The organism is Streptomyces sp. NPDC051561 (assembly GCF_044454195.1).
GTDB lineage: Bacteria > Actinomycetota > Actinomycetes > Streptomycetales > Streptomycetaceae > Streptomyces.
The window spans coordinates 419,445-445,261 of the sequence record NZ_JBITDM010000001.1; the positions used below are offsets into that span (position 1 = coordinate 419,445).

17 protein-coding genes and 1 pseudogene are annotated in these 25,817 nt (G+C 71.1%); 9 read left to right on the forward strand and 9 right to left on the reverse strand.

Going from position 1 to position 25,817, the window contains the following annotated elements:
- Positions 1-53: 53 nt before the first annotated feature.
- A complete protein-coding gene (locus ACIA73_RS01815) occupies positions 54-4,349 on the reverse strand; it encodes a discoidin domain-containing protein (RefSeq protein ID WP_399436248.1) in 4,296 nt (1,431 codons plus the stop codon).
- Positions 4,350-4,467: 118 nt separating this feature from the next.
- Complete coding sequence (locus ACIA73_RS01820) at positions 4,468-7,995, reverse strand: CARDB domain-containing protein (RefSeq protein WP_399436249.1); 3,528 nt, start codon at positions 7,993-7,995, stop codon at positions 4,468-4,470.
- Between the two features lie 634 nt (positions 7,996-8,629).
- Here ACIA73_RS01820 and ACIA73_RS01825 point away from each other — a divergent pair.
- Positions 8,630-9,037: a hypothetical protein gene (locus ACIA73_RS01825; RefSeq protein WP_399436250.1), complete on the forward strand. Its 408-nt coding sequence runs from the start codon at positions 8,630-8,632 to the stop codon at positions 9,035-9,037.
- Between the two features lie 3 nt (positions 9,038-9,040).
- Here the strand turns inward: ACIA73_RS01825 and ACIA73_RS01830 are convergent, their stop codons facing one another.
- Entirely contained in the window at positions 9,041-10,468 is a 1,428-nt protein-coding gene (locus ACIA73_RS01830; RefSeq protein ID WP_399436251.1) for an FAD/NAD(P)-binding protein, read from the reverse strand.
- A gap of 213 nt (positions 10,469-10,681) precedes the next feature.
- Between ACIA73_RS01830 and ACIA73_RS01835 the strand changes: the two genes are divergently transcribed.
- Positions 10,682-11,785 carry a LuxR C-terminal-related transcriptional regulator gene (locus tag ACIA73_RS01835; RefSeq protein WP_399436252.1) on the forward strand — a complete coding sequence of 368 codons (1,104 nt, stop codon included), beginning with the start codon at positions 10,682-10,684 and terminating at the stop codon, positions 11,783-11,785.
- A gap of 44 nt (positions 11,786-11,829) precedes the next feature.
- Positions 11,830-12,885: an agmatine/peptidylarginine deiminase gene (locus tag ACIA73_RS01840; protein WP_399436253.1), complete on the forward strand. Its 1,056-nt coding sequence runs from the start codon at positions 11,830-11,832 to the stop codon at positions 12,883-12,885.
- Here ACIA73_RS01840 and ACIA73_RS01845 read toward each other — a convergent pair.
- Positions 12,854-13,960 (reverse strand): epoxide hydrolase family protein, encoded by a 1,107-nt coding sequence (locus ACIA73_RS01845; RefSeq protein WP_399436254.1) that lies wholly within the window; start codon positions 13,958-13,960, stop codon positions 12,854-12,856. The two genes, ACIA73_RS01840 and ACIA73_RS01845, sit on opposite strands and share 32 nt — an antisense overlap.
- 94 nt (positions 13,961-14,054) lie before the next feature.
- On the opposite strand from ACIA73_RS01845, the gene ACIA73_RS01850 reads away from it, so the two are divergent.
- Positions 14,055-14,549, forward strand: a complete 495-nt coding sequence (locus ACIA73_RS01850; RefSeq protein ID WP_399436255.1) for a MarR family winged helix-turn-helix transcriptional regulator — start codon at positions 14,055-14,057, stop codon at positions 14,547-14,549.
- 12 nt (positions 14,550-14,561) lie between these two features.
- On the opposite strand, the gene ACIA73_RS01855 is transcribed toward ACIA73_RS01850, so the two are convergent.
- Complete coding sequence (locus ACIA73_RS01855; protein ID WP_399436742.1) at positions 14,562-15,254, reverse strand: TetR/AcrR family transcriptional regulator; 693 nt, start codon at positions 15,252-15,254, stop codon at positions 14,562-14,564.
- On the opposite strand from ACIA73_RS01855, the pseudogene ACIA73_RS01860 reads away from it, so the two are divergent.
- Positions 15,219-16,131, forward strand: a pseudogene (locus ACIA73_RS01860) (FAD-dependent oxidoreductase); the annotation flags it as partial. The gene ACIA73_RS01855 and the pseudogene ACIA73_RS01860 sit on opposite strands and share 36 nt — an antisense overlap.
- A 105-nt stretch (positions 16,132-16,236) precedes the next feature.
- On the opposite strand, the gene ACIA73_RS01865 reads toward ACIA73_RS01860, so the two are convergent.
- On the reverse strand, positions 16,237-16,884 hold the full coding sequence (locus ACIA73_RS01865; RefSeq protein WP_399436256.1) for a TetR/AcrR family transcriptional regulator: 648 nt from the start codon (positions 16,882-16,884) through the stop codon (positions 16,237-16,239).
- A 113-nt stretch (positions 16,885-16,997) separates the two neighbouring features.
- On the opposite strand from ACIA73_RS01865, the gene ACIA73_RS01870 reads away from it, so the two are divergent.
- The gene (locus ACIA73_RS01870; RefSeq protein ID WP_399436257.1) at positions 16,998-18,068 is read left to right on the forward strand and encodes an ABC transporter permease; all 1,071 of its coding nucleotides are present in this window, start codon (positions 16,998-17,000) and stop codon (positions 18,066-18,068) included.
- A gap of 19 nt (positions 18,069-18,087) precedes the next feature.
- Here the strand turns inward: ACIA73_RS01870 and ACIA73_RS01875 are convergent, their stop codons facing one another.
- From ACIA73_RS01875 to ACIA73_RS01885, 3 genes are all read right to left on the reverse strand, one after another.
- Positions 18,088-18,720, reverse strand: a complete 633-nt coding sequence (locus ACIA73_RS01875; protein ID WP_399436258.1) for a DUF2461 family protein — start codon at positions 18,718-18,720, stop codon at positions 18,088-18,090.
- A 55-nt stretch (positions 18,721-18,775) separates the two neighbouring features.
- Positions 18,776-21,379, reverse strand: coding sequence for a rifamycin-inactivating phosphotransferase (gene rph / locus ACIA73_RS01880; protein WP_399436259.1), 2,604 nt, complete (start codon positions 21,377-21,379; stop codon positions 18,776-18,778).
- 221 nt (positions 21,380-21,600) lie between these two features.
- Positions 21,601-22,362, reverse strand: coding sequence for an enoyl-CoA hydratase (locus ACIA73_RS01885; protein ID WP_399436260.1), 762 nt, complete (start codon positions 22,360-22,362; stop codon positions 21,601-21,603).
- Positions 22,363-22,780: 418 nt separating this feature from the next.
- Here ACIA73_RS01885 and ACIA73_RS01890 point away from each other — a divergent pair, with 418 nt between their 5' ends.
- The 3 genes from ACIA73_RS01890 to ACIA73_RS01900 all read left to right on the forward strand — a co-directional run bounded on the left by ACIA73_RS01890 (position 22,781) and on the right by ACIA73_RS01900 (position 25,709).
- Entirely contained in the window at positions 22,781-23,083 is a 303-nt protein-coding gene (locus ACIA73_RS01890) for a hypothetical protein (RefSeq protein ID WP_399436261.1), read from the forward strand.
- 164 nt (positions 23,084-23,247) lie between these two features.
- The gene (locus ACIA73_RS01895) at positions 23,248-24,438 is read left to right on the forward strand and encodes a PLP-dependent cysteine synthase family protein (protein ID WP_399436743.1); all 1,191 of its coding nucleotides are present in this window, start codon (positions 23,248-23,250) and stop codon (positions 24,436-24,438) included.
- Complete coding sequence (locus tag ACIA73_RS01900) at positions 24,435-25,709, forward strand: MFS transporter (protein WP_399436262.1); 1,275 nt, start codon at positions 24,435-24,437, stop codon at positions 25,707-25,709. Before ACIA73_RS01895 ends, ACIA73_RS01900 begins: the two co-directional genes overlap by 4 nt.
- The last annotated feature ends 108 nt before the right edge of the window (positions 25,710-25,817 follow it).

The following is a 25,817-nucleotide window of genomic DNA, read 5'->3' on the forward strand; positions in this document are numbered from 1 at the left end:
GCGCTGACCGGACACCTGGAGAGGAGCCGGGCGACCCCTCTCCAGGTGTGCCGTCAGGGGTTGTTGACGATCTTCAGGGTGGACGTGGTGTTACGGATGTCCACCGCGTTGCCGCTGAGCCTGAGCCCGTTGAAGACGACCTCGCCGACGGCCGGCCCCTGGCCCGCCTCCGGCAGCTCGTTGGCCCACAGCCCGAAGCCCGACTTGGCATCGTAGGCGTCGCCGCTCTTGCGTGCCCCGGTGACCGAGACATCCGTGAAGACGGTGTCCTTGATGGGGAACTGCGGTTGCCCGCCCACGTAGTTCGTCTGGAACATGATCCCGCTGTAGGTGGGATCGACGATGTCCACGTGGTTCACCCGGATCCCCTGGAAGACCTTCGAGGCGGAGAACACCCAGATGCCGGGGAAGGTCTGACCGCCCCAGAAGTGTCCGCCGGCCCGGACCACCGAGATGTTCTCGAAGACCGTGGGGTCGGTCCCGAAGCCGTTCATCGGGTACCCGAAGTCCAGCGAGGAGATGGTGATTCCGGAGTAGACCAGGGTGTCGGCGATGTGGATGTTGCGGAAGGTGTTGTGGTACCCGCCGTACACGGCGACTCCCGCCGCCCGCCAGGTCAGCGTCGACGTCAGGTTCTCGTAGACGTTGTTCTTCATGTCGGCGCCGCCCGCGTCGATCGCCGAGAACAGCGCGAAGCTGTCGTCACCGGTGGCCCGGGCGTCGTTGTTGGTGACGAGGTTGTCCGTCGACCCGTTGGTCATGTTGATGCCGTCGGCGAACATGTTGCGGATACGGGAGTTCTTGATGGTCATCGAGTCGGTGTTCGCGCCCCAGTAGAGGCACACCATGTGCTCGTTCCAGATGTTGTCGATGACGATGTCCGACACGTTGGAGAAGTCGAAGACCTTGCCCGGTCCGTCGATCCGCGAGGTGTAGTTCCCGAAGTACGCGAAGTTCGAGAACGACGACCCCTTGGCCGCCGCCTCGGCGCGGAACCCGACGTCCGTGTTCTCCTGCCCGGCGGGCGCGTGGAACTGGGTGTACCAGGGCCCCGCCCCGACGACCTTGACCGCCTTGCCGTACACCTGGAACTTGCTGGACGTCTGGTAGTCGCCGGGCGGCAGGTACACGCCGACCAGCTTCCCCGTCGTGTCCATGCGCACCTTGTCCAGGGCGTTCTGCACGTCCTGGTGGCCGAATCCGGCGGGCACGGCGTACGTCGCCGGGTCCGGGTTCGCCACCGGCGCCACCTGCTCCGTGTTGACGAAGTCGATCGCGTACGTGGAGGTGTTCGCGGCGTCCTTCTGGAGCCGTATCCTCGCGCCCGCCGGAACGGTCTCGCCGAGCAGCAGGTGCGCCTCGTCGTAGATGTGCCGGGGCGCGCCGGACCCCGGCGAGTTGCCGGGCGCGGTCTCGTTCCCGTACAGCCAGGCGTAACGGGAGGTGAGCGGGAACGCCTTCTTCATGACGCCGTTGACATAGACGTTGATCGTCGAGTCGATGCCTCCGCCGCCCGGGGCGTCCGGGATGGAGAAGCGGGTGACCAGGGTGTTCGTGCTGGCCCTGGTGGTGAACTCGACGTACTCGCCGGTCGCGTCCAGGTTCACCGCCTTGCGCCCGGAAGCCTCGCCCGCGATGTCGCCGACGGTGCGGTTGGGGCCGACGACCTGGGCGCCGCCACCGGCGGTGCCGTCCTCCGCCTCGTACATGTCGTACGGCATGTTCGCGCCGCGCCCCACGAAGAGCGGCTGGGTGGAGGTGTTGTTCTCGCGCTTGACCGGGAGCTCGGCCGCGTCAGGAGCGACGGTGATCTTCGCGGTGTACGAGCCGTTGGCGGCCTTCCAGGTGCCGAGCGCGACCGGCACGGTGGTCGCGCCCGCCGCGATGGCTCCGGAGTGGTTGCCGGTCAGCGTCTTGACGACCGCGCCCTTGGCGTCCGTCAGCGTGACGGTGACCGCGTGGTCGCCGCCCGAGGAGGCGACGGTGCCCTGGTTCTTGAGGGCCACCTTGAAGGTGACGTCGTCACCGGCGGCCGGGGAGGACGGTGTGGTGGTCACCGAGGCGGCCACCAGGTCCGCGCTCGCGACGGGCTTGACGACCAGCGGGCTCGGGGTGGTCAGGGTGTTGTTGGACTCGTTCTGCTCCAGCACCTCGTTGCTGTCGTCGGCGACCGCGCTGAGTTCGTAGGAGCCCGCCTCGCGCTGTCCGAGCGAGGCGGTGACCGTGGCCTGCGCGCCCGCTGCGAGGGCGGGGATCTGCGCGGTGGCGACCTTGGTGCCGCCGAGCCGCACTGCGGCCTTGCTGGCGGCAGCAGCGGCAGGACCGCTGTTGCGTACGGTCACCGAGGCGGTGACCGTGTCCGTCTCGACGGGTGCTGCGGGCGATGCCGTCAGTGCGGTGACTTCGAGGTCGGGGTTGGGTGCTGCCACTCCGATCACCTGGAACTCCGCCAACTGGCCTGCTCCGGAACCGGAGTTGGCGGTGAAGCGCAGCTGGACATCGGCGACGCGCCTGCCGACGGGGACCGCGACGGTGTTCTGCCCGCTCCCCGGGTCGAAGACGTACTCCTTGGAGGCGACCAGCGAGGTGACCGCGGACGCACCCTGCTCGCGGCCCAGCACCTCGATGGTCTGGGTGCGCCGGCCCCAGGCGGAGTCGGGGTTGAGCTTGAGGACGAGCCGGTCGACGTCGGCGTTCGCGCCGAGCTTGACCGTGAGGGTCGCGGGGTGGCCGGTGCCCTCCCAGTAGGTGGCCGTGCTGTCGTCGTTGGCGTTCTCCGCGACGAAGGTGTGGATCACGGAGGAGGCGGAGATCGGCTTCCCGACGGCGAGGTTGCTGCCGCCCCCGGAGCCGGTTCCGTTGCGGGTGACGGTGTTGCTGTTCGCCGACTGGTTCCCGGCCGCGTCCTTCGCCCGTACGTAATAACTGACGGTCGCGGACGCCGGACGGTTGTCCGTGTACGTCGTGACGCCCGCGCCCACCGAGGTCAGGAGCGATCCGTTGGCGTAGACGTCGTAGCCCGCCACGCCTGTGTTGTCCGTGGACGCGCCCCAGGCCAGCTTGATCTGGCCGCTCGCGGGCTCGGTGTACGCGAGGTTCGCCGGGGCGGTCGGGGCCTGCGTGTCACCGGTGTCGCCGGTACGGGTGACGGTGTTGCTGTTCGCCGACTGGTTCCCGGCGGCGTCCTTGGCCCGTACGTAATAGCTGACGGTGGCGGAGGCGGGGCGGTTGTCCGTGTACGTCGTGACGCCCGCGCCGAGGGAGGTCAGCAGGGTGCCGTTGGCGTAGACGTCGTAGCCGGTGACGCCGATGTTGTCCGTGGACGCGCCCCAGGTCAGCTTGACCTGACCGGTGGCGGGCTCCGTGTGGGCCAGGTTCGCCGGGGCGGTCGGGGCCTGCGTGTCGCCGGTGGCCGGACCGTAGACCTCCAGCTCGCTCAACTGGGCTGCGTTCTGAACGCTGTTGGCGGTGACCAGGGCGCGGACGTAACGGGTGGTGGTGGCGTCGAAGGTGAGGGTGGTGGAGTTCTGGCCGGACGCGTCGAAGGTGTACGCCTTGGAAGCGGTGAGGTCGGTGAAGTCGGAGCCGTTGGTGCTGCCCTGGAGCTTCAGGGTCTGGGTGCGCGCTCCCCAGCCGTCGGGGAGGCGCAGGACCGCGCGGTTGACGCGCACGGAGGCTCCGAGGTCGGCCTGGAGCCACTGCGGGAGCGCGTTGTTGCGGCTCTCCCAGTAGGTGGCCTTGTTGCCGTCGGCGGCGTTGCCGGGTGCGTACACCTCGGTCTGGCTGCTGGCGGTGAAGGCCTTGCCGCGGGCCAGGTTGACCGAGGACTCCCCCGCGCCGTGCACCTGAAGTTCGGACAACTGCCCAGCCTGCCAGACGGTGTTGGCGCTGATCGCGATCCGTACGAACCGGGTCTGCGTCGCGGGGAAGCCCACCGTGACGGTGTTGCCCGAGCCCGGTGCGAAGGTGTACCCGGCGGACGCCTTGAGGGTGGTGAAGCTGGTGCCGTCGGCGCTGCCCTGCACGGCGAGGGTCTGGTCGCGCTGTTCCCATCCTGCGGGCAGTTTGAGCACCACCTCGTCGACCCGCTGCGAGGTCCCGAGGTCGGTCTGCGCCCACTGCGGGAGTCCGGTGCCCGCACTCTGCCAGTACGTGGACTGGTTGCCGTCGGTGATGTTCGCCGCGCCGTACTCGCTGTGGGAGCTGCTCGCCGAGGCGGGGTCGCCCACGGCGATGTTGGGTCCTTCGGCAGCGGATGCCGAGGTCAGGAGGGGTCCGGCCAGCAGGAGGAGGCTGGTGGCGAGCGTGGCGCTGAGCACGCCTCTCGCCACGCGCTGTCTCGATCTCATGCGTCCCCGATCTCGTGCCGCCGCGCTTGCGGCGGGGCACGTCAGTGGGATGGGTGGGGGGCGGTGCGCCCGGCGGGGAGGCCGGGCGCACCGGTCGTACGGGAGGGTGCTGCGGCGATCAGCGGCGACGGGCCTGCGCGCCCGCCGCACCGTTGATCACGAACTGGGAGCCCGGCTCGATCAGGACGTTGCCCTGGGCCGAGTTGGTGATGGTCACGCCGGTGAGGGTGGCGCTGCCGCGCGCCCCGCTCATGGCGAGGATTCCGGAGCCGTTGACCGACTTGTCGATGGTGACGTTCTTGATCTGCACGCCCGGCATCTCGCCGCCGCCGGTCTTGAACTGGATGCCGTCGTACGTCGAATCATGGATGTCGGTGTCGCGGATGGTGACACCGGGGATCGGCTGGCCCTGGGCGAACAGGGTGATCGCACCGAACTCCTGGTCCTCGTTCCAGAACGCGCCGCCGGTGCGGTACAGGCCGTTGCCCGCGATCAGGGTCTGGCCGGAGAAGGGCAGCGGGTCGTGGTCGGTGGCCAGCATGATGCCCGGGTAGTTCATGGTGTCGGAGATGAGGTTGTTCTCGATGGTGTTGCCGTAACCGCCGTACACCGCGATGCCGTTGGCGCGCCACGGCAGCTGGATGGTGTTGTTGCGGAAGTGGTTGTCGTGGCCGACGTCGACCGAGGTGTCCTTGACGTACTTGCTCGCCCACACCGCCAGCGCGTCGTCGCCGGTGTTGCGGAAGGAGGAGTTGAAGACGGTCGAGTTGCGGGTGCCGTTGGCGAAGTTGACGCCGTCGGCGTAGGTGTTGCGGATGCGGACACCGTTGAATTCGAGGCCGTCGCCCGGTCCCCACAGCTCGGGGATGTTGGAGTAGTCGCGGCCGACCCAGGCGCCGACGTTGGCGTGCTCGATCCAGACGTTGCTGATCTTCGTGTTCTTGCCGAAGCGGCCGTTGAGCGCGACACCGCCCTCGGCGTTGCCGTCGCCGCCCCGGATGGTGCCGGAGCCGAAGATCGCGATGTCGGAGATCTTGGTGTTGTCGTCGATGTCGAAGCCGAAGTTGCCCTCGTGCGGGTGGTTGATGCCGCCCGCGTCCTGCGGGGCGATCAGCGAGTAGAGCTGGGAGTGCCACATGCCGGCGCCGCGGATCGTGACGTCCTTGATTCCGACCTGGTTGAACTGCCCGCGGTTCAGCGGGTCGTCGGTGAGGATCTTCTTCTCCTGCCGCCACTGGCCCGCCGGAATCCATACGCAGGGGATGTCGCCGTTCTGGTCGGCGGTCACCGCGCGCTGGATGGCGTCGGCGTCGTCGATGCCGTCGCCCGGGACGGCTCCGTAGGCGGTGATGGAGGCGCACTCGGCGGGTTTGGCGGCGGGGGCCGCGACCTGCTCCAGGTCGATCAGGTCGACGACGTAGAAGGAGGCGTTGTCGCCCGCGTCGCGCTGGAGACGGAAGACGGTGCCCGCCGGGTAGGTCTGGGTGAGCAGGACGTTCGCCTCGTCGAAGAGGCGGCGGGCGTCACCGCCGGGCTTGTTGGTCAGGCCCTCGGGGTCGTCGGTGCTGCCGTACAGCCAGCTGTGCTTGGAGGACAGGTTGACCTTGCGGACGAACTGGCCGTTGGCGTAGAGGCTCAGCGTCGCCTCCTGGCCGCCGCCCGCCGCCGCGTCCGGGATCGAGTTGCGTACGACGAGGGAGTTGGCGGGGCTGGTGGCGGTGACCTCCACGTACTGGCCGGTGGCGGTCAGCCGGACCGACTTGCGGCCGGAGGACTCGGTGGCGAAGTTGGTGTGGCCGAAGGTGCGCAGGGCGTCGGACTCCAGGAGGGAGCCGTTGTAACGGCCGTCCTCGGCCTCGTACTCGGTGTAGGGCACGGCCGCGCCCCGGCCGACGACCAGGGAGCGGGCGAAGGTGTTGTTGTTCTCGTTGGTCTCGGTGACGACGCCGGTGGCGTCGGCGGTCGCGGTCAGCACGGCGCCGCCGCTGGTGGCGGTCCAGCTGCCGGTGAGGGCGACGGTGGCGGAGCCGCCCGCGGCGATGGCCGGGGTGGTGCCGTTGAGTGTGGTGGAGCCGACGGTGAGGCGCGTGACCGATCCGGACGCGACCGGGCTGGTACCGCGGTTGCGCACCGAGACGGTGAAGCCGACGGGCGAGCCGACGGGCGGGGCGGCGGGGCTGCTGGTGATCCCGGTGACCTCCAGGTCCGCTCCGGGAGCCTGGCCCACGATCAGCTTGGCCGCTGCCGTACGGCCGTTGTTGCTGTTGTCGAGTTCGGCGACCGTGTCGGTCGGGTCGACGACCGCCGACACCGTGTAGCTGCCCGCGGCCCGCTTGCCGATCTGCACGGGGACCTTCGCCGACGCGCCGGGGGCGAGCGCGCCGACCGCGGCGCTGCCCGCGACGGCCCCCTCGACGCCGATGTCGACGGTGCTGGCGGGGGACGCGGCGGTGCCGGTGTTGCGCACGGTGGCGTCCACGGTGACCGGGTCCGACTCGGACGGCGCCGCGGGCGACCAGCTCAGGTCGGCGACGGTGAGGTCCGGGGCGGGTGCGGCCGCGCCGACCACCTGGAACTCGGCGACCTGTCCGCCGCCCGCGCCGGTGTTGCCGAAGAACTGCAGGCGTACGTCGGCGTAGCGGCCGGAGAGGGGGATGTTGACCGTGTTGGTGTTGCCGGACGGACTGAAGGTGTAGTCGGCGCGGGCCTTGAGCGAGGTGAAGCCGGACGCACCGGCCGCGCGTCCCAGCACCTGGAGGTTCTGGGTGCGCGCTCCCCAGGCGGCGTCGGGGTTGACCTTGAGGACGACGCCCGAGAGGTCGGCGTCGGCGCCCAGCTTGACGGTGAGGGTGGAGGAGGCGCCGCCCGCCTCCCAGTAGGTGCTGGTGCTGTCGTCGTTGGCGTTGGCGGGCACGTAGTTCTGGGTGACGGAGGAGGCCTCGATCGGCTTGCGCAGGGCGAGGTTGGTGCCGGTGGGCGGGGTGCCGGGGTCGGTTCCGCCGTCCTTGCCGTACACCTCCAGTTCGCTCAACTGCCCCGCGTCCCAGCCGGTGTTGGCGGTGATCTGGACGCGTACGTAGCGGGCCTTGCCGGTGACGGTGAGCGGCACCCGGTTGCCGGACGCGGACGTGAAGACGCGGCCGGTGGAGGCGGACAGGGTGCTGAAGGCGGCGCCGTCGGCGCTGCCCTGGACACTCAGGGTCTGGGTGCGGGCCTCCCAGGACGCGGGGAGTTTGAGTACCACCTCCGTGACGTCGACGGCACTGCCGAGGTCGATCTGCACCCACTGCGGGAAGGTGCCGGAGCCGCTCTCCCAGTAGGTGGCCTGACTGCCGTCGGTGACATTGCCCGCCGGGTACGCACCGTGCGCGCCGGAGGCGGTGGCGGGGCGGCCGAGCGCGAGGTTGGGGCCTTCCAGCGCACGCGACGGGGCCTGCGCGGCGGCGCGGGCGGTCGGCGGGGTCTGACCGGTGGCGCGGGCGGTCGGCGAGGTCTGCCCGTCGGCGCGGGCGGTCGCGCTGTCCTGCACGTGGTGACGGTCGGCGGCGTACGCCGCCATCGGCAGCAGCCCGCCGGCCAGCAGTCCCGCCGCGGTCAGTCCGGCGAGCAGCCGCCGGTTGCGAGGTCTCTCGGTTCTCTCACTCATGAAGCCCTCTCGATCCCTTCCCTGGGCACCCGGGCGCCGTCCCGCCGCGCGGTTTCCGGGCGCGAGGGACTGCCGAGGGCCTGGTGATATCGGATAGCGAACGCCGAGAATCAAAAAATTGAGTAGATCCGTCAATCTTTTGCAGCGTTGAGCAGACAGGTTTCTACCAGGTATCGATTTTGTCAACGGAGCCCGTGCCACGGAGTGCGGCTTTCCCGTAGCCCCGTGAAGCCGAAGGGAGTTGAATGGGTCCTGCTCCACCACGGCGCGGTCGGCGGTCAGGGGTGGGCCGGTACGAGGTGGCGCAAGCAGCCCCGCGACTCCCTGCGGCTGCGGCAACTCGTCCTGGGAACAAGGGCCCAGGAGCTGTACGACCGGGCCAGGGACGCCCGGGACCTCGCCGTACTGGACGAGAGCATCGCGCTCACCGGGCGGGCGGCCGCCCTCGAACCGCCGGACGGCTCCGCCGTCCACTGGCACGCGGCCCTGGGCCACCAGTTCCGGGACAGGTACGAGTGGACGGGCGAGCCCGGCGATCTCGGCGCAGCCCTCTCGTGGGCCCAACTGGCCGTGCGGTCAGGCTCGTTCGATCCGGCGACGAACTTGGACGCCACGGATCTCCCGGCCACGGCGTATGACCCCCAGCGCCCTTCTCGACGCGCTGCGGCTCCCCGGTCGTACCGCCTCACTTTTGCCCGTCGTCATGTGCGGCGCCTTCCTGCTGCTGGTCCTGGCGTCCGGAGCACCGGGCGCCCCACCCGATGCCGGACGGGCCCGGCGCGCCGTCGAGGGGCTCGGTGCCGGGCCGACCGTCCTGATCCTGAGGGGCCCGCTCCTGGTGGCTCTGCTCCTGGACCCCCTGCAACTGCGTCTCGTCCGCTGGCTGGAAGGGGACTGGCGCCCGGGCCCTGCCTTCCTGACCAGGTGGTTCACGGACCGTCGGCGCAGGCACCGCGCCGAGTTGGCGAGTGCCGTACGGCCCCGGAGCGGTGTGCGTACGGAGGTCCCCGTACGCACACCCGCCGGACGCCTCCTGAGATAGGGATCAGCCGTTACGGAGCGCCTCCGCCACCCGTTGCGCCTGCGCGCCGACGCCCGTGATGCCCGCGGTGATGAAGGAGCCGCCACCGGTGAGGTCCCCGACCACGTGCACGCGTGGGTCGGCGGGGAGCAGGCCGCCGCCCGGGTGCGGTGCGGTCAGGCCGGCGGTGGTGAGGGAGTGGACCAGTTGCCGGGCCGCGTCCGGGACCGCATGCGGCGGCGGGTTCACGGCATTGACGACGACGTCCGCGGTGCGTTCCGTGCCCTGGGTGGTGTGCACCCGGAAGCTTCCGTTCGCCCGGTTGATCGACCGGAGGCCGGGGACGACCGAGAGCTGGCCCGAGTCCATGAGCCGCATCAGGGTGGCCGCGTTCACCGGGACCATCGGTGCGGCCGCGCTGACGGCGAGGCGTGAGTGCTTCCGCAGCCGGGTGCGGTCGGCCTCGGGCAGCAGGCGCCAGGCGTAGGGGCCGACGGCGTGTGCCGCTTCCTGGAGCATCCGGCGCCCTGTCCGCGGGTCGTCCACGGCGGCCAGCTGACCACGGAGCCACTGGGCGGGCGCCTCGGTTCCGGCTGCCGTCAGCTCGGCCGCCAGGACGTCGAAGTCCTCGTCGCCGTCGTCCAGTTCGGCGTGCAGGAGCCCGCAGAGGTCGTCGAGCGTGAGGCTGCCCGAGCGTCGCTGGTGCAGCTCGGTGACCCGCTCCACTGTGAGGTGCCGGGGGCGGCGGTCGAGCGGACGCTGCCAGACGTGGGGCAGGAGCCCGCTGCGGGAGAGCAGCGCGATGCGTCCGGTGTGCCCGCGTGCGGCGAGCGACACCACGACGTCCACGGCGGTCAGTCCGCTGCCGATGACCGCCACGTCATCGGTGACGCGGACGGCTTCGAGGGTGCCGCTCAGCGGGTACGGGTCGGCCGTGTATCCCGGGCTTCCGGCCAGTCCGTACAGGTCGGGCGGCGTCCCACTGCCCACGCACAGCGCCAGGTGGGTGGCCGTGTACGTCCGCCCGTCCGCGCCGCGCAGCGCGAGCCGGCCGCCGGAGCGGGTGGCCCCGGTGATGCGCGCCGCCTCGATCCGCACCCGGCGGCCCGACTCCTCCAGCGCCGCCACCGCCTTCTCGGCGGTGTGCACCAGGTAGTGGCCGTACAGGGCGCGCGGAGCCAGCGGCTGTCCCAGGAGGGGGGCGAGGTGTGCGGCACCCCGCTCGCCCAGCCAGGCCGCGTAGTGGCCGAGGTCTCCGTACCGGACGGACATCAGGCCGGGCGGTGCGTTCACCAGCACCGCGTCCAGGTCGGGGCCGTAGGGGCGTCCCCGCCACAGGTGCGGTGACGGTTCGAAGACCGTGACCGTGCCGGGCTCGGCGTCCCGCGCGGTGGCGAGTGCGTCCAGCAGGGCGACCGCTGCCGCGCCGCCTCCGATGATGGCGATGTCCATGGCTTTGCCTCTCGATGGATCGATGGGTTTGCACTGCTCGCCGGGTCTGCGCCGGTCCGGGATCGCGCTGATCCGGGTGAACTCGACCTTCGCCGTCCGGGGGTGCCCGGCCCCATCCCCCACCTGCGGGCAATCGGCCGGGCGTGACCCCCTCGGATGGGGGGTTGGTGGATGCGCGGGGAACGGGCAGGGTGGGCTTCCGGAGGGGTGCACATGAGGAACGGGGTACTGGCGGCCGCTGAACGGGCCACCGACGCATACGAGTTGTTCGGCCGGGTCTCGGCGGGCCTGGGACGGCAGGTGCCGTTCGACGCGGCGGTGTGGACGGCGGCCGACCCGGAGACGGGTCTGATCACCGCGCCGATGCGGGTGGAGAACCTCGGCACCGGTGAGGGCTGCGCGGAGTACTGGGAGAGCGAGCTCCTGGAGGAGAACGTGCTGCCGTTCCGCGAGCTGGCCAGGGCGACGGTACCCGCGGCCGGGCTGCGTGCGGCGACCGGTGATCTGCCCGCGCGCAGCTCCCGGTTCCGGCGCCTGCTGCTCGGCCTGGGGGTGCACGACGAACTGCGGGCCGTGCTGCGGATCGGAGAGCGGCCGTGGGGGCTGGTGAGCCTGCTCCGTACCGCGCGGACCCCGCAGACCGCGGCGGCGTTCGGCCCGGACGAGGTCGCGCTGGTCGCCGGTCTGTCGCGACCGCTGGCCGAGCGGCTGCGTACGTTCGCGCGGCCGCGCGGGGTCGGGCCCGCGACGGGCCGGCCCGGCCCCGGGCTGATCCTCTTCGACGCGTCGGGCGAGGCCACCTCCATCAACGACGAGGCGCGACAGTTGCTCGCCCTCCTCCCGGACGGGCCGTCCTTCCCCACCCCGCTGGGGCTGCGGCTGCCCATCTGGGTGATCGGCACGGCCTTGCAGGCGCGGGCGGTGGCCGGCGGCCACGACCGCGGCGAGGCCCGGGTGCGCATCCGGACCACCGAGGGCCGGTGGCTGACCTGTCACGCCTCCGCCCTCACTGCGGCCGGCGGCCGGCCGGGCCCGGTCGCGCTGGTCATCGAGCCCGCGGGCCCCGCCGACCTGGGGGTCCTGGTCGCCCAGGCGTACGGACTGACCTCGCGCGAGCTCCAGATCACCCAGCTGGTCGCCCGCGGCACGACCACCACCGAGATCGCCGCGACGCTGTTCATCTCGCCGCACACGGTCCGGGACCACCTGAAGACCGTCTTCACCAAGGCGGACGTCTCCACCCGGGGCGAGCTGACGGCCCGCCTCTTCACCGAGCACTACTGGCCGGTCGCGGTGGCCGGTCGGCGCTCGGCCTGAGAACTCCACTACGTTGGTGCCACCCCCTTGATTCGGAGCCCACCGTGCCGCACCTTTCCCCCCGCCGCCTGGGTGCCGAGTGGGAGAGCCACACGCGTACGTTCATGTCGTGGCCCGCCCTGGTGTCGGTGTGGGAGGACGGCCTGCGCCACGTACGCGAGGACGTCGCCCGTATCGCCCGTGCCCTCGCGGAGTACGAGGACGTCGTGCTGATGGCGCGGCCCGACCAGCTGAAGGCCGCCCAGCAGGCGTGCGGGCGCGAGGTCGAGGTCATCCCGCTGGCCGTCGACGACCTGTGGGCCCGTGACACCGTGCCGGTCTTCGTGGAACAGGACGGCAAGGTCCTGGGGGTCGACTTCCACTTCAACGGGTGGGGCGACAAGCAGGGGCACACCCATGACGGCCGGGTGGGCCTGCACCTGCTCGCCAGGTACGGCATTGCGCGCACCGAGGCCCCGTTGGTGGCCGAGGGCGGTTCGTTCGAGACCGACGGCGAGGGCACGCTCCTGGTCACCGAGAGCTCGCTCGTCAACGACAACCGCAACCGCGGCAAGAGCCGGGAGACGATCGAGGCGGAGCTCAAGCAGACCCTGGGCGTCCAGAAGGTGATCTGGCTGGCCGGTGTGCGCGGCGAGGACATCACCGACGCACACGTGGACAGCCTGGTGCGCTTCACCGAGCCGGGCGTGGTGCTCCTGGACCGGGCGCACCCCGACACCCCGGCCGACTCCTGGTCACGCGCGGCCGACCAGGCGAAGTCCGTCCTGAGCGAGGCGACCGACGCCAGGGGCCGGCCCTTCGAGATCGTCGACCTGCCGCAGCCGGACCTGTACGAGATCACCGGCGAGGGCGACGACTTCGTGGCGACGTACGCGAACTTCTACGTGGCCAACGGCTCGGTCCTCATCCCTCGCTTCGGCGACCGCAAGGCGGACCAGCGGGCCAGGAGCATCCTGCGGGAGCACTTCCCCCAGCGGGATGTGGTGCAGGTCGAGATCGACACCATCGCCTCCGGTGGCGGCGGTATCCACTGCTCGACCCACGACGAGCCCGGCCGTCCGGCGGGTGCTAGCGGGTGGCGGTCCGGTGGTCGTCCTTGAGGTGGGTGAGGAAGAAGTCGCGGATGTCCTCGGCGAGCAGCTCCGGCACCTCCATCGCGGCGAAGTGGCCGCCGCGTTCGAACTCCGACCAGTGCCTGATGTCGTACAGCCGCTCGGCCAGCGGTCGCACCGACTGGGTGATGTCGTGCGCGAAGACCGCGACGCCCATGGGTACCGGGCACGGCTCGCTCCCCCTCGGGGCCTCGTGGTGCAGCCGCGCCGAGGAAGCCGCGGTGGCGGTCAGCCAGTACAGCGAGATGTCGGTGAGCATCCGTTCGTCACTGATCGGCGAGCGAGGGTCCGTCCACTGCGCGAAGCGCTCGGCGATCCAGGCCAGTTGGCCGACCGGTGAGTCGGTCAGCGCGTAGCCGATGGTCTGCGGGGTGGTGGCCTGGAGAGTCTGGTACGGAGGGCGATTGGCCATCAGATGCCGGATCTTGTCCAGTCGCGCCTCATCCGTTGCGGACAGTGCGATGCCTGCGTCCGGATCCGGCCGGGTCGGCAGGTAGTTGACGTGCACCCCGACGACCTGCTCGGGTGCCACCGCGCCGAGCGCCGTGGAGATGCCTGAGCCGAAGTCGCCACCCTGCGCGCCGTAGCGCTCGTACCCGAGACGGCGCATGAGCTCGGCCCAGGCCCGCGCGACCCGGACCATGTCCCAGCCGCGTTCGTGGGTCGGCCCGGAGAAGCCATAACCCGGGAGGGACGGAATCACCAGGTGGAAGTCGCGTGCCAGCGGTTCGATCACGTCGAGGAATTCCAGGAACGAACCGGGCCAGCCGTGGGTGAGGACCAGCGCGAGCGCGTCCGCTTTCGGAGAGCGGACATGGACGAAGTGGATGTTCTGCCCGTCGATCTCGGTGGTGAAGTGCGGAAGTTGGTTCAGCTCGGCCTCATGCGCGCGCCAGTCGTAGCCGGTGCGCCAGTAGGCGGCTAATTCCTTGAGCCGCGCGAGCGGGAAGCCGTAGTCCCACCCGGCGTCGGCGACCTCGTTGGGCCAGCGGGTGCGGGAGAGCCGGTCGGTCAGGTCGTCGAGGGCGGCCTGTGGGATGTCGATGCGGAACGGCTTGATCATGGTCTGCACTCCCTTGAATCGTTCGTCACACTAACGCTGCTCTCGGCGGCGAGGATAGTTTGTTAGTGAGACTAACGCAACGTACGATCGCGGTATGAACAGCGGCATGGACAACAGCACGCCCGGCCCGGCGCGCGCGACCGAACGCCCGGTCACCGCCGCCCGGTTGCGGAATCTGGGGAGCCGGCTGCTGTCGCTGGCCGCGATCCAGTCGGACCGCCTGGTGAACGAGGAGTTGGCGCGCGCGGGCGCCCGTAAGTGGCATTACGCGGCGCTCGCCACGCTGGACGAGTTCGGACCCGCCAGCCAGGCGGAGTTGAGCCGCCGCACGGGGATCTATCGCAGCGACATGGTCACAGTGATCAACGAACTGGCCGATCGCGGACTGGTGGAGCGCTCACCCAACCCAGCCGACCGCCGACGGAACACCATCACGGTCACCCAGCAGGGGCACCGGCAACTGTTGAAGCTGGACAGACTGCTTATCGAGGCGGAAAACGAGGTGCTCGCCCCACTGACCCCGCCGGAACGCGAGGAGTTGACCCGGCTTCTAGCTGCCCTGGTGGATCACCACGGCCAGAGCATGTGAACGGGCCTCCCGTCACGCGGGCGGAGGGGGAAGTTTGGCGGCCACGGCGTCAAGGACCCAGTCCAGGCCGTTCGCGAAGGACGTTTCGGCGTCCACGTCGGTGCCGTCGTGCACGGCCCTGGCCGGGGCCGGGAAGCGGCCCGTGGCCAGCATCTTCGTCAGATGCGGGCCGGAGGCGCGCTGCCAGTCGTGCTTGGAGAGGCCCGTGGCGCGCTCGGCCCGCAGGTTCGTGATCTCGCGGCGGATCGCGCCGTTGAAGTAGGCGCTGACGGTCTCGACGGCACGCATGGCGGTGTCGACGTCGGCGAGGCCGTCGAGGGCGGACAGCGCGGCCTCGGCGACGGCGAGGCCGTTCGGGCCGAAGGCCGGGCGGCCGCCGAGCAGGTCGGCCAGCCATTCGTGCCGGAGCGCGGCCCGCCTGGTGCGGTGGGCGAGGACGCTCAAGGCCTCCCGCCAGTCACCGGGCTGCTCCTCGGGGAGGATCTCGGCCTGGACCTCGTCCACCATGAGGTCGAACAGTTCCTCCTTGGTGGAGATGTATCGGTACAGCCGCATCGGGCCGGCGTCCAGACGGGCGGCGACCTTGCGCAAGGACACCGCCCCCAGCCCGCCCTCATCGGCCAGCGCGACAGCCGCGGCGACGATCCGCTCCCGGTCGAGCGGTACGGGTTGAGTCGGCGGCTCCGGCCGGTCCCACACAGTCATGGTCACACCGTCACCGTCTTCGAACGTGATCCCGGCCCCGATGCCCGCCCCCCGGGCGGCACCTTGGACCTGCAAGAAGGGCTCGGCCAGCGCGCGCTGGACAAGGCGGGGCTGCTGGCGGAATTCCAGGCGCTGTCCCGCCCCGAGGGGCAGGCCATGCGCATCCTGGACACGGACGGGACCGTACTGCGCGACTGGCAGCCTCGGCCGGACGACCGGGCCAAACCCGAGATCGACCGTGGGCAACTCCGTGATCTGCCGCTCGGCCCTCTCGACATTCAGTGGGGCAGGGACGTGACGCAGGTGGTGCCGAGGATCCGGGAGGGCGCACTGGTCCACTTCGCGGACGAGCGGCAGGAGGCATTCGACCTGGTGATCGGCGCTGACGGTGCCCGGTCCCGGGTGCGCCCCGCGGTCTCCTCGACGACACCGGCGTCACCTATGTGGAGACCTCCCTCGACGACATCGACACCCGCCACCCCCGCCTCGCCCAGCTGATCGGCGACGGTTCCGTACCGGTGTACGGCGTGAAGCGCGCGCTCGTCGCCCAGCGCAACAGTGGCGGCCACGTCAAGGTGTACGCCCAGTTCCGCGCGCCGGAGGACTGGCACGCGGACCTGGACCTGGCCGACGTCGAGGCCGTACGAGCGAGACTGCTGGCCCTGTTCGAGGGCTGGGCAACTCCTGTTCTGGAACTCCTCCGCCACGGCACGACGTTCGTCCACCGCCCGCTCTACGTCCTGCCCGTGTCCCACACCTGGGCCCACGTCCCCGGGGTGACGCTCCTGGGCGACGCCGCCCACCTGATGCCCCGCTGGGGGCGGGCGCGAACCTCGCGATGCTGGAGGGCGCCGAACTCGCGGAGTCCCTCGCCACACCGTCAAGCGCGAGAGCACGTTCCGGGCGCTCCTCGGCTACGCCCGGCCCGGGGGCACCGTCCGCTTTCTCCGGGGTGAATGGCTGTGGCGCCCGATTCCCCAGGTCATCTCGTGCCCGTGCGGTCTTCGCTCCGGGCTGGGCGGTCCATCGTCATCAACGCGCGCAGCCCGTCCTTCAGGACCTCGCTCGACGCCTCGCCGAACAGGGCCTGCTGTGCGATGAACCCCTGCGCCACCGCGATCATCGTCCGCGCCACATGGTCCGCCGGTACGTCGTCGGCCATCAGCCCGGCCGCGCGGTAGGCCTCCACCAGCCGCACCCAGGCTCCCCGCATCTCCACGTACCCCTGCCGCAGCAGCGCGGCCAGCCGTTCGTCCCGCAGCGTCTCCGTCCACACCTGGAGCACCAGGCCGGGAAAGGCGGGGCGGCCGTCGACACGCAGACCGTCGCGGGCCGCCATCACCTGGCCGACCACCTGGGCCAGCAGTTCGTCAGGCAGCGGCGGCGGGCTCTGCCGTGCGGCGGCGTCGAAGGCACTGCGGACGTCCCGGAACACCTCTGCCGCGATGGCCGCGATCAACTCGTCCTTGCTGCCGAAGTACCGGTAGACGGCACCCGGCGAGAGGCCGATCTCGCGCAGTACGTCCTGCATGGAAGCGGCGTGGAAGCCCGAGCGGGCGAAGCAGCGCGTCGCACCGTCCAGGATCTGGCGGCGGCGGGCGTCGAGGTGTTCCTGGGATACACGAGCCATGTCCTCAAAGTAAAACGAACATTCCTTCTTGACAAGCGCGCCAGAAGGGTCACCATGGGAATCAGAAAAACGAACGATCCTTCTCTTTAAATTTCCCGGGAACGAGGGACCCCATGTCCACCCCACTCACCCCATCTCGCCGCACACTCGCGGCCCTCCTGCTCGCCCCCGTGGTGGCGGCCCTCGCCCTGTGGGCGTTCGCCTGGCCGGCCGCCCGGATCGCCCCGCACGACCTGCCCCTCGGCATCGCGGGCCCGACCGCCGCTGCCGACCGGCTCCAGCAGGGCTTCACCGAGACCGAGGGCGCCTTCGAGGTGCACCGCTACCCCGACGCCTCCAGCGCCCGTACCGCGATCGAGAACCGGGAGGTGTACGGCGCGCTCGTGGCGTCCCCGCAGGGAGTGGAGGTCCTGACCGCGTCCGCCGCGAGCCCCGTCGTCGCCCAGATGCTGCGGGAGGCCGCGATCTCCCGGGCCCCCGCCGGAACCCCGCCGCGGGTGACGGATGTGGTGGCCGCACCGGCCGGCGACCCCCGGGGCAGCGCGCTGGGCGCGAGCCTCCTGCCGCTGGCCCTCGCGGGAGTGGCCGCCGGAGCCCTGGTGACGCTGCTCCAACTGCGCGGCGCACGCGGCGTCCTCGTCCTGACCGGCGCCTCCGCACTGGTCGGCATCGTGGCCGCCGCACTCGCACACAGCTGGCTCGGCATTCTGGGCGGCAACTGGTGGGCGGTGGCAGCCACCCTCGCACTGACCGTGCTGGCCGTCGGCGCGGCGATCGCGGGCCTGGCCGCACTGCTGGGCCGGGCGGGCCTGGCACTCGGCGGCCTGCTGATGGTGCTGCTCGGCAACCCCTTCTCCGGGGCGACGAGCGCCCCGCAACTGCTGCCCGAACCCGTCGGATTCCTCGGCCAGTTGCTGCCCCCCGGTGCCGGCGGGTCCCTCCTGAGGTCCGTCTCCTCCTTCGACGGCGCGGGCGCGGGCTCCGCCCAGCTCACCCTGACCCTCTGGGCCGGCCTCGGCCTGCTGGCCGTGCTGGTCGCCAAGGGACGTCAGGGGCAGGAGAGGCATGAGGGGCAGGAGGGCCATGAGGAAGCCGAGGGGATCGAGAAGGCCCCGACCGAAACACAGCCTCAGCCACAGGCCCGAACACAGGCACAGGCCGACCTCCTCCCCACCAGGAACTGACGTCGGCCTGCCGCGCGCTTCACGTGCCGGACTTCACATGCCGGACCAGCCACCTCAACAGGTCGTCCAGGTCGGCGGCGGCCGAAAGGACGCGGCCGACCGCCTCGGGTGTGTGCAGCCATTCCCCGCAGCCGAGCGGGCGGGCCGCGGTCAGCGAACGGTGGCGAAGCAGCTCCGTACGGGAGTGACCGGCCGGATGGCCGCGCGGCGGACGTTTCATCACGTCCCCGGAGACGTCGTAGCCCTTCTCCTTCAGCTCCTCCACGAGGAATGCCAGTTCGCGTCCGCTCCCCTCGGCCGCCACGGCTCCGCGGAACGTTTCCACCTGGCCGGGATCCGGGTACCACCAGGCGCCCTGGATCCACAGGCCGTCCAGGGAGAACCGGAGACTGATCTCGATCTTGCGGCCGAGCCGGATCACCGCGCTCTGGTGCTGCCACCACCAGGAGCCCGTGCGGTAGTGCCAGACAGAGAAGTCCTCGTACCGGGGGTCGGTGTCCGCGACACCGTTGAGCAGGTCGATCATCGGCTGCCGGACCAGCCGTTCGCGGTCCGCGCGGCAGCGCTCGCGGACCGCCTGGGCGGGTTCGCCCTGGAGCTGCAACAAAACGTCCATGGCCTGCTCGGGCCAACCGGTGAACTTTCCATGCATGCGCCGAGGTTAGAGCCTGTGTCCACGAGCCTGGTCCACGAGCCTGTGTCCAAGTTCAGGACAGCAGCTCGATGTAACCGTCGGTTCCGTGGACCCGGATCCGTTGGCCGTCGCGGATCAGCCGGGTGGCCTGTTCCACGCCGACGACGGCGGGCAGGCCGTACTCCCGGGCGATCACCGCGCCATGGGTCATCAGGCCGCCGACCTCGGTGACCAGGCCCGCGATGCCGACGAACAGCGGTGACCAGCTGGGGTCGGTGAAGGTGGTGACCAGGATGTCACCCGCTTCGAGGTCGGCCTGGGCCATGTCGAGGATGACGCGGGCCCGGCCCTCGATGGTCCCGGCGGAGACCGGGAGTCCGATCAGGGCGCCGTCCGGTGCGTCACCGCGGCGGTACGCCCCGGTGACGGCCTCGCCGTCCGAGGTGAGTACGCGGGGCGGGGTGAGCGCCCGGTACGCGCGGAAGTCGTCCTTGCGCCGCTGGATGAGTCCGGCGTCCACCCGGTGCGTGCGTACGACGTCGTGGAGTTCCTGGAAGGTGAGGTGGAAGACGTCCTCCCGGTCGGTGAGCACGCCGGCCTCCACCAGACTGTCGGCCTCCCGCATCAGGGCCTGCTTGTAGACGGCGTAGCGGCTGATGATGTTGTACTTCGGGTACTCGCGGTAGCCGATGAAGGTGCGCACCCGTTCGATCATCCTCCGGGTCTCGTCGGCCTTCCGGCCGCCGTCCGGCAGGGCCCGCAGCCGGGCGAGCACCTCCTGTTCCTTCTGCTGCGCCTTCTGCCGCCCCTCCTCGAAGCGCCGTCCTGCGGCACCCGGTTCGAAGATCCTGACGTTGTCGAGGATCACGGGGACGAGGGTGCTGGGGCGCTCGCTCCAGCGCGGCCTGGTGATGTCGATCTCGGCGACGCAGCGCATGCCGTACCGGCCGAGGTACTCCTCGATGGCGTCGCGTGCCTCGGTTCCGCCCGGGAGCTTCGGCAGTTCGTCCAGGAAGCTCCCGTCCGTGACGCCCTGGAGGAAGGCCACCACCTCCGGATGCGGGCGGATCACGTCCGCGACGTCGAGCAGTGCGAGGCCCATCTCCGAGGTGATGTTGTCGGGGGCGGACAGCGTCAGTGTGTCGGCCGCGTTCTTCTCGCCCAGCCACTCCTGGAGCTTCTCGTTGAGCCACCAGGTGGCCTCCATGCCCGCCATGATGGCTTGCAGGCTCAACGGGTCGCTCAGCACCCGCTTGTGCTCCTCGAAGGCCTCCAGCAGGAAGTCGAACAGGGCGGGCCCGCTCTTCGCCCGGATGCCGCGCTCCAGGTCGGCGACGGATGCCTCGCTGCGCTCGATCAGCCCGGTGACCAGCGCCGGATCGTTCTCGATCGGGGCGGGCGCGGCGCCGCGCGGTGGCCCGCCGGGGCCCGCGTCCGGGAGCGGAGGGACGAAGCCCTCGCGGTCGAGGACGGTCTCCAGCGCGTCCCTGACCAGCGGATCGCCCTTCCCCATCATCTCCAGGAGACCGGCCCGGCTCGCGGGCGAGGCCAGCCGCGCGGTGACGTCGACGAACAGCCGTCCGCCCGCCTCGTGCATCGCCACCATGGCCGTCAGCTGCCACATGGAGAACCCGAGGGGCTTCATGGCGTCGGTCATCATCTGCTGGTGGCCCACGGAGACATAGACGTGGTTCTCCGTGTCACCGGGCTCAAGGGCCGGGACCGGGAACAGCGTGGTGACCGGCCTGCTCTGCACGATCCGGAAGTCGCCGTCGACCAGGCACCACTCGATGTCCTGCGGGCACCCGAAGTGCGCCTCGATACGCCGCCCGAGCCCCACCAGCCGTACGGCCTGCGCATCCGTCAGAGCAGGCTCGTCCTGCTCCTTGGCGTCGACCGCCACCGTCTGCGTGCCGCCGTCCGGCAGGGCGTACATGGCGTGTGCCTTGGCGGCGATCACCTTGTCGACGACTTCGCCGTCGCGCACCTTGAGGACGTCCGGGTTCACCAGTCCGGAGACCAGTGCCTCTCCGAGTCCGAACCCGGCGTCGACGGTGGCGACCTTCCGGTTGCCCGTGACGGGGTCGGCGGTGAACAGGATGCCGGACGCCTGCGGGAAGACCATCCGCTGTACGACGACGGCCATGTGGACCGTGCGGTCGTCGATGCCCTGGCGCCGGCGATAGGTCACGGCCCGCTCGGTGAACAGCGAGGCCCAGCAGCGGCTGATGTGCCGGAGGATCTCCGCCGGGCCCACCACGTTCAGATAGGTGTCCTGCTGTCCTGCGAAGGAGGCCGTCGGCAGGTCCTCCGCCGTGGCGCTGGAGCGGACGGCGTAGGCGGCGTGTGCGCCGTGCCGGCCGAGTGCGCGGGTGATCGCGGCCGCGAGGTCGTCGGGGACGGGGATGCCTTCGACGGTCCGGCGGAGCTCCGCGCCGATCGTGCGGATCGCCTCCCGGTCGTCCGGGTCGGTCCCGGCCAGCCGGTCGAGCAGTTCGCCGGCCGCCGGCGCCTGGGCGATCGCCTGCTGGAAGGCGTCCGTCGTCACACAGAAGCCGGCCGGCACCTGAACGCCTTCGATGCGTGAGAGTGCGCCCAGGTGGGCGCCCTTGCCGCCGACGGCCGCGAGCTGCGTCTCGTCAACCTCCGGAAGGTCCCACACGTACTGCTCGATCACTGCGATACCTCCGAGGTACGGAAAGCCTGTGTCTGAACCCCGGCCCGGCGCCCCACCAGCGCCTGCGGCCAGGTCGCACATCTTCCGTCACCACCAGGGCCTTGCCGCAAGCCCCCCGGTGGGCTATAAGTTGAGAAGGGCAGGGAGAGAGATCTTCCTGCCTTTGCTTATGCCCTCAAAAGCCGCTGGGCCCGTTGCTTCTCATGGTCTCGCTCGGGCCCTCACTTACTGATCTGCTGCTGGAACTCGCGCAGGCGCTCGCGCGTGGTGGGCAGGCCGAAGGACCACATCTGTTCGCGGGTCTCCTCGTGCAGGACTTCCTCGTGGCCGCGTCCGTCGCCCGCGGTGCGCAGGGTCTGCTTGGTGCGGCGGACGAGTTCCGGTTCGACGCCGTGGGTGCGGGCGGCCAGGGCGTGTGCGGCGGGCAGCAGTTCGTCGTCGGGTACGCAGCGCAGGGCCAGGCCCGCGGCGGCCGCGGCGGCGCCGTCGAGACGCTCTCCGAAGAGCACCATGGCGGCGGCGGTCTGCGGCCCGACGAGGCGTTCCAGCATCCAGGTGTGGCCGCCACCGGGGTGCAGGCCGATCTTGAGGAAGCGGGTGTCGAACCAGGCGGAGGCGGAGGCGATCCGGACGTCGCAGGCCAGCGCGAGGTTCAGACCGGCGCCGACCGCGGGCCCGTTGACGGCGGCAATGGTCGGCAGCGGGGAACGCGCGACGCGCAGGAAGCCGTCGTAGACCCGCCGTACCCCGGACGCGTCGTCGTCCGTGGCCGCCACCAGGTCCGCCAGGTCGGCCCCGGCACAGAAGGCCGGGCCCGCACCGGTGATGACCACGGCGGTGACAGCGCTCCGGGCCTCCAACTGGTCGAAGGCGTCGACGATGCGGTCGACGAGGGCACCGGAGATGACGTTGCGCCGGGCGGGGTCGTTGAGGGTGAGGGTGGCGGTGCCCTGCTCCACCGTCATGTCGAGGAGGTCGCTCATGGCTTCCTGCTTTCTCCGGTGGGTGCCGGTGCCGTCTGGGTGTCGGAGGTTACTCGGGTGCGTCCGGGGTTACGGAGCCGCGGTCCTCGAAGAGCTTGCGCCGAGGCGCCTTTGCCTTCAGCAGGCCCGGCTCACTCGTGGGGGTGAAGCGGGGAGGCCGGTATTTACTCCGACAGGTCTGCGCATCACGCCCTTTCACCAGGCAGGGTTCCGTAAGTCGGGGGTACGGGGAGGGCTCCGACACGGCCGTTCCCGACAGGGAACTTACGCGGTTGCTTGACTACGTTCTGTGTCCATGGCGGTGCTGTCGGGACATCCTCGCAGCCGCCCCGGGAGCTGGTCCGGGGCGGCTCTTGTGCTTGTGCTGGTGGGGTTTATGCACATGTTGGGGTGTGCGCACGGGCCGGTGGGGTCCGGGGTGGAGCGGATCGATTCGCTGGTGGCGGTGGTCCCGGGGGCGGAGGAGGCGGCCGCCGGGCTGTCGGGGGGTGAGCCGCACGGGGTCGCGGAGTGCTGGGGGGACGATGCGTCGCCGGTGCAGCCGCCCCGGGATGTGGTCGCGCCGGTGGAGGGGGCGCGGGATGTGCCGGGGGTGGTGCGCGAACCGGGCTGTTGGCGCGGTGCTGTTGGGCGCTGCCGGGTGGCCGCGGTGGCGAGGGCGGGAGTGGGGGCGGGGGGCGGTTCCGAGGAGCGGGCCGTGCTGAGCGTGTGGCGGATCTGAGCGGGTCGGTCGTCGAAGTCGCAGTCGAATGCGGATCAGGCCGATCCATTCCCTTCACTTGAAGGCCCGTGGGCCGCCCAGCGGTGTGCGGGTCGGAGGAGCAGTTCGCCATGACGTTTTCTCACTCTGACATCTGTGTGACCCATGTGGCCGAGGGGGCCGATATGGGCGAGGTGACCGAGGTGGGCCGTGTGGGCCATGTGCCGGACTCACCCGCCCTGTTGACGGCCGGGGCCAAGCGGCCGGCGCGTACGGCCGCCGAGCTGGTGGGCGATACGCCCGTGCTCTGGATCGGGGAGCCGTTCACCGCTCCCGGCCGGGGGTACTGGGCCAAGCTGGAGGGGCACAACCCCGGTGGGATCAAGGACCGTACGGCGCTGTACATGGTGCGGGCGGCGCGTGAGCGGGGGCAGTTGGCGCCCGGGGCGCCGATCGTCGAGTCCAGTTCGGGGACGCTGGGGCTCGGACTCGCGCTGGCGGGGACCGTGTTCGGGCATCCGGTCACGGTGGTCACCGATCCGGGGATGGAGCCCCTGATGACGGGGCTGCTCAGGGCGCACGGTGCCGGGGTCGACGTCGTACGGACGCCGCATCCGGCGGGCGGCTGGCAGCGGGCCCGGCAGGAGCGGGTCGCCGAGCTGCTGGCCGCGTCGCCGGGGAGCTGGTGCCCGGACCAGTACAACAATCCGGACAACATCGCGGCGTACCGGCCGCTCGCCCATGAACTCGTCGCGCAGCTCGGGCGGATCGACACCCTGGTGGTGAGTGTCGGCACGGGCGGTCACTCGTCGGGGGTCGCGTCGGTGCTGCGCGGGTTCTTCCCCCGGCTGCGGGTGGTGGGCGTGGACACCCCCGGCTCCACCCTCTTCGGCCAGCCCGCCGCGCCCCGGCTGATGCGCGGCCTGGGCAGCAGCATCCATCCGCGCAACGTCACCCACCATCTCTTCGATGAGGTGCACTGGGTGGCGGCGGCGGAGGCGGTGTGGGCCGCGCGCACCCTGGCCCGCACCTGTTACGCGACCGGCGGCTGGAGCGTGGGCGCCGTCGCGCTGACCGCGCGCTGGCTGGCCCGTACGCTGCCCGCCGAGGACCGTATCGTCGCCGTGTTCCCCGACGGGCCGCAGCGCTATGTCGGGACCGTCTTCGACGACACGTACTGCCGGGAGCACGACCTCCTGGGCCGGGTACCCGCCGAGGACCCGGAGGAGATCGGCGACACCGGGGAGAGGGTCGTGGAGCGCTGGACGCGGTGCACCCGGGTGGCCGGTCCGCTCGCCCGGGACGCCGATCCGCTCGCCCGGGAGGCCGATCCCGTCGCGCCGCACCCGCACCCGCTGACGGGGGCCGGTCGATGAGGAAGCTGTGGCGTCGTACCGCTGAATTTCCTTTTGCGGTGCGACTTCTGATGGTCAATCAGTTCGCCATCAATCTGGCGTTCTACATGCTGATGCCCTATCTGGCCGCCCATCTGGCGGGCACGCTCGGGCTCGCGGCGTGGGCGGTGGGGCTGGTGCTGGGCGTACGCAATCTGTCGCAGCAGGGGCTGTTCCTCGTCGGCGGCACGCTCGCCGACCGGTTCGGCTACAAGGGGCCGATCATGGCCGGCTGTCTGCTGCGGACCGGCGGGTTCGCGCTGCTCGGGTGGGTGGACTCGCTGCCCGCGCTGATCGCGGCGTCCGCGGCCACCGGGTTCGCCGGGGCGCTGTTCAATCCGGCGGTACGGGCCTATCTGGCCGCCGAGGCGGGCGAGCGCCGGGTCGACGCCTTCGCCATCTTCAATGTGTACTACCAGGCGGGGATGTTCCTCGGTCCGCCGGTCGGACTCGCCCTGCTGGCGGCGGACTTCGGGGTGGTCTGCGCGGCCGCCGCGCTGATCTTCGCCGCGCTGACCGTGCTCCAGTGGCGGGCGCTGCCCGCCCGCCGGGGCGACGCGGCTCCGGAGCCCGGCCGGGACGGGGTGCTGGCGCAGTGGCGCACGGTCGTCGCCAACCGGCCTTTCCTGCTGTTCGCGTGCGCGATGGTCGGCTCGTACGTCCTGGGGTTCCAGGTGTACCTGGCGCTGCCGCTGGCCGCCACGGACGCCCTGGGCAGTAGCGGTACGGCTGCCACGAGCGGGTTGTTCGTGGTGTCGGCGGCGGTGGCCGTCGCGGGTCAACTGCGGATCACCGACTGGGTGAAGCGGCGGTGGACCCCGGCGGAGGCGCTGGTGCGCGGGCTGTGCGCGATGGGGCTGGCGTTTCTGCCCGCGGCGCTGGTCCCGGCCCTGTTCCCATCCGGTGCCCCGCTGGTGACGTTCGCTGCGCTGGTGCTGGCCGTGGTGCTGCTCGCGGTGGGGAGTGCCGTGGTCTATCCGTTCGAGATGGACACGGTGGTGGCCCTGTCCGGGGGCCGGCTGGTGGCCACGCATTACGGCTTCTACCACACGGTTTCGGGGCTCGGGATCACCCTGGGGAACCTCGGGGTCGGGGCCCTGTGGGACGTTGCCCGCCGGCACGGCATGCTCTGGCCGGTCTGGGCGACGCTGCTGCTCACCGGGCTGGCCTGCGCGGGGGCGGTCGCGGGGCTGGCCCGGTCGGGGCGGCTCGGGGTGTCCGGGTGCCGGGTGGGGGGTGTGGTCGGGGCGTGAACGTGCGGGGTGAGCAGGGATCCGTGCGGGGCGGGCAGAGATCCGTGCCGGGTGAGCAGGGGTCCGTGCCGGGTCCGGCAGGGAGCCGAACCCCCGCTCCCCCACTCC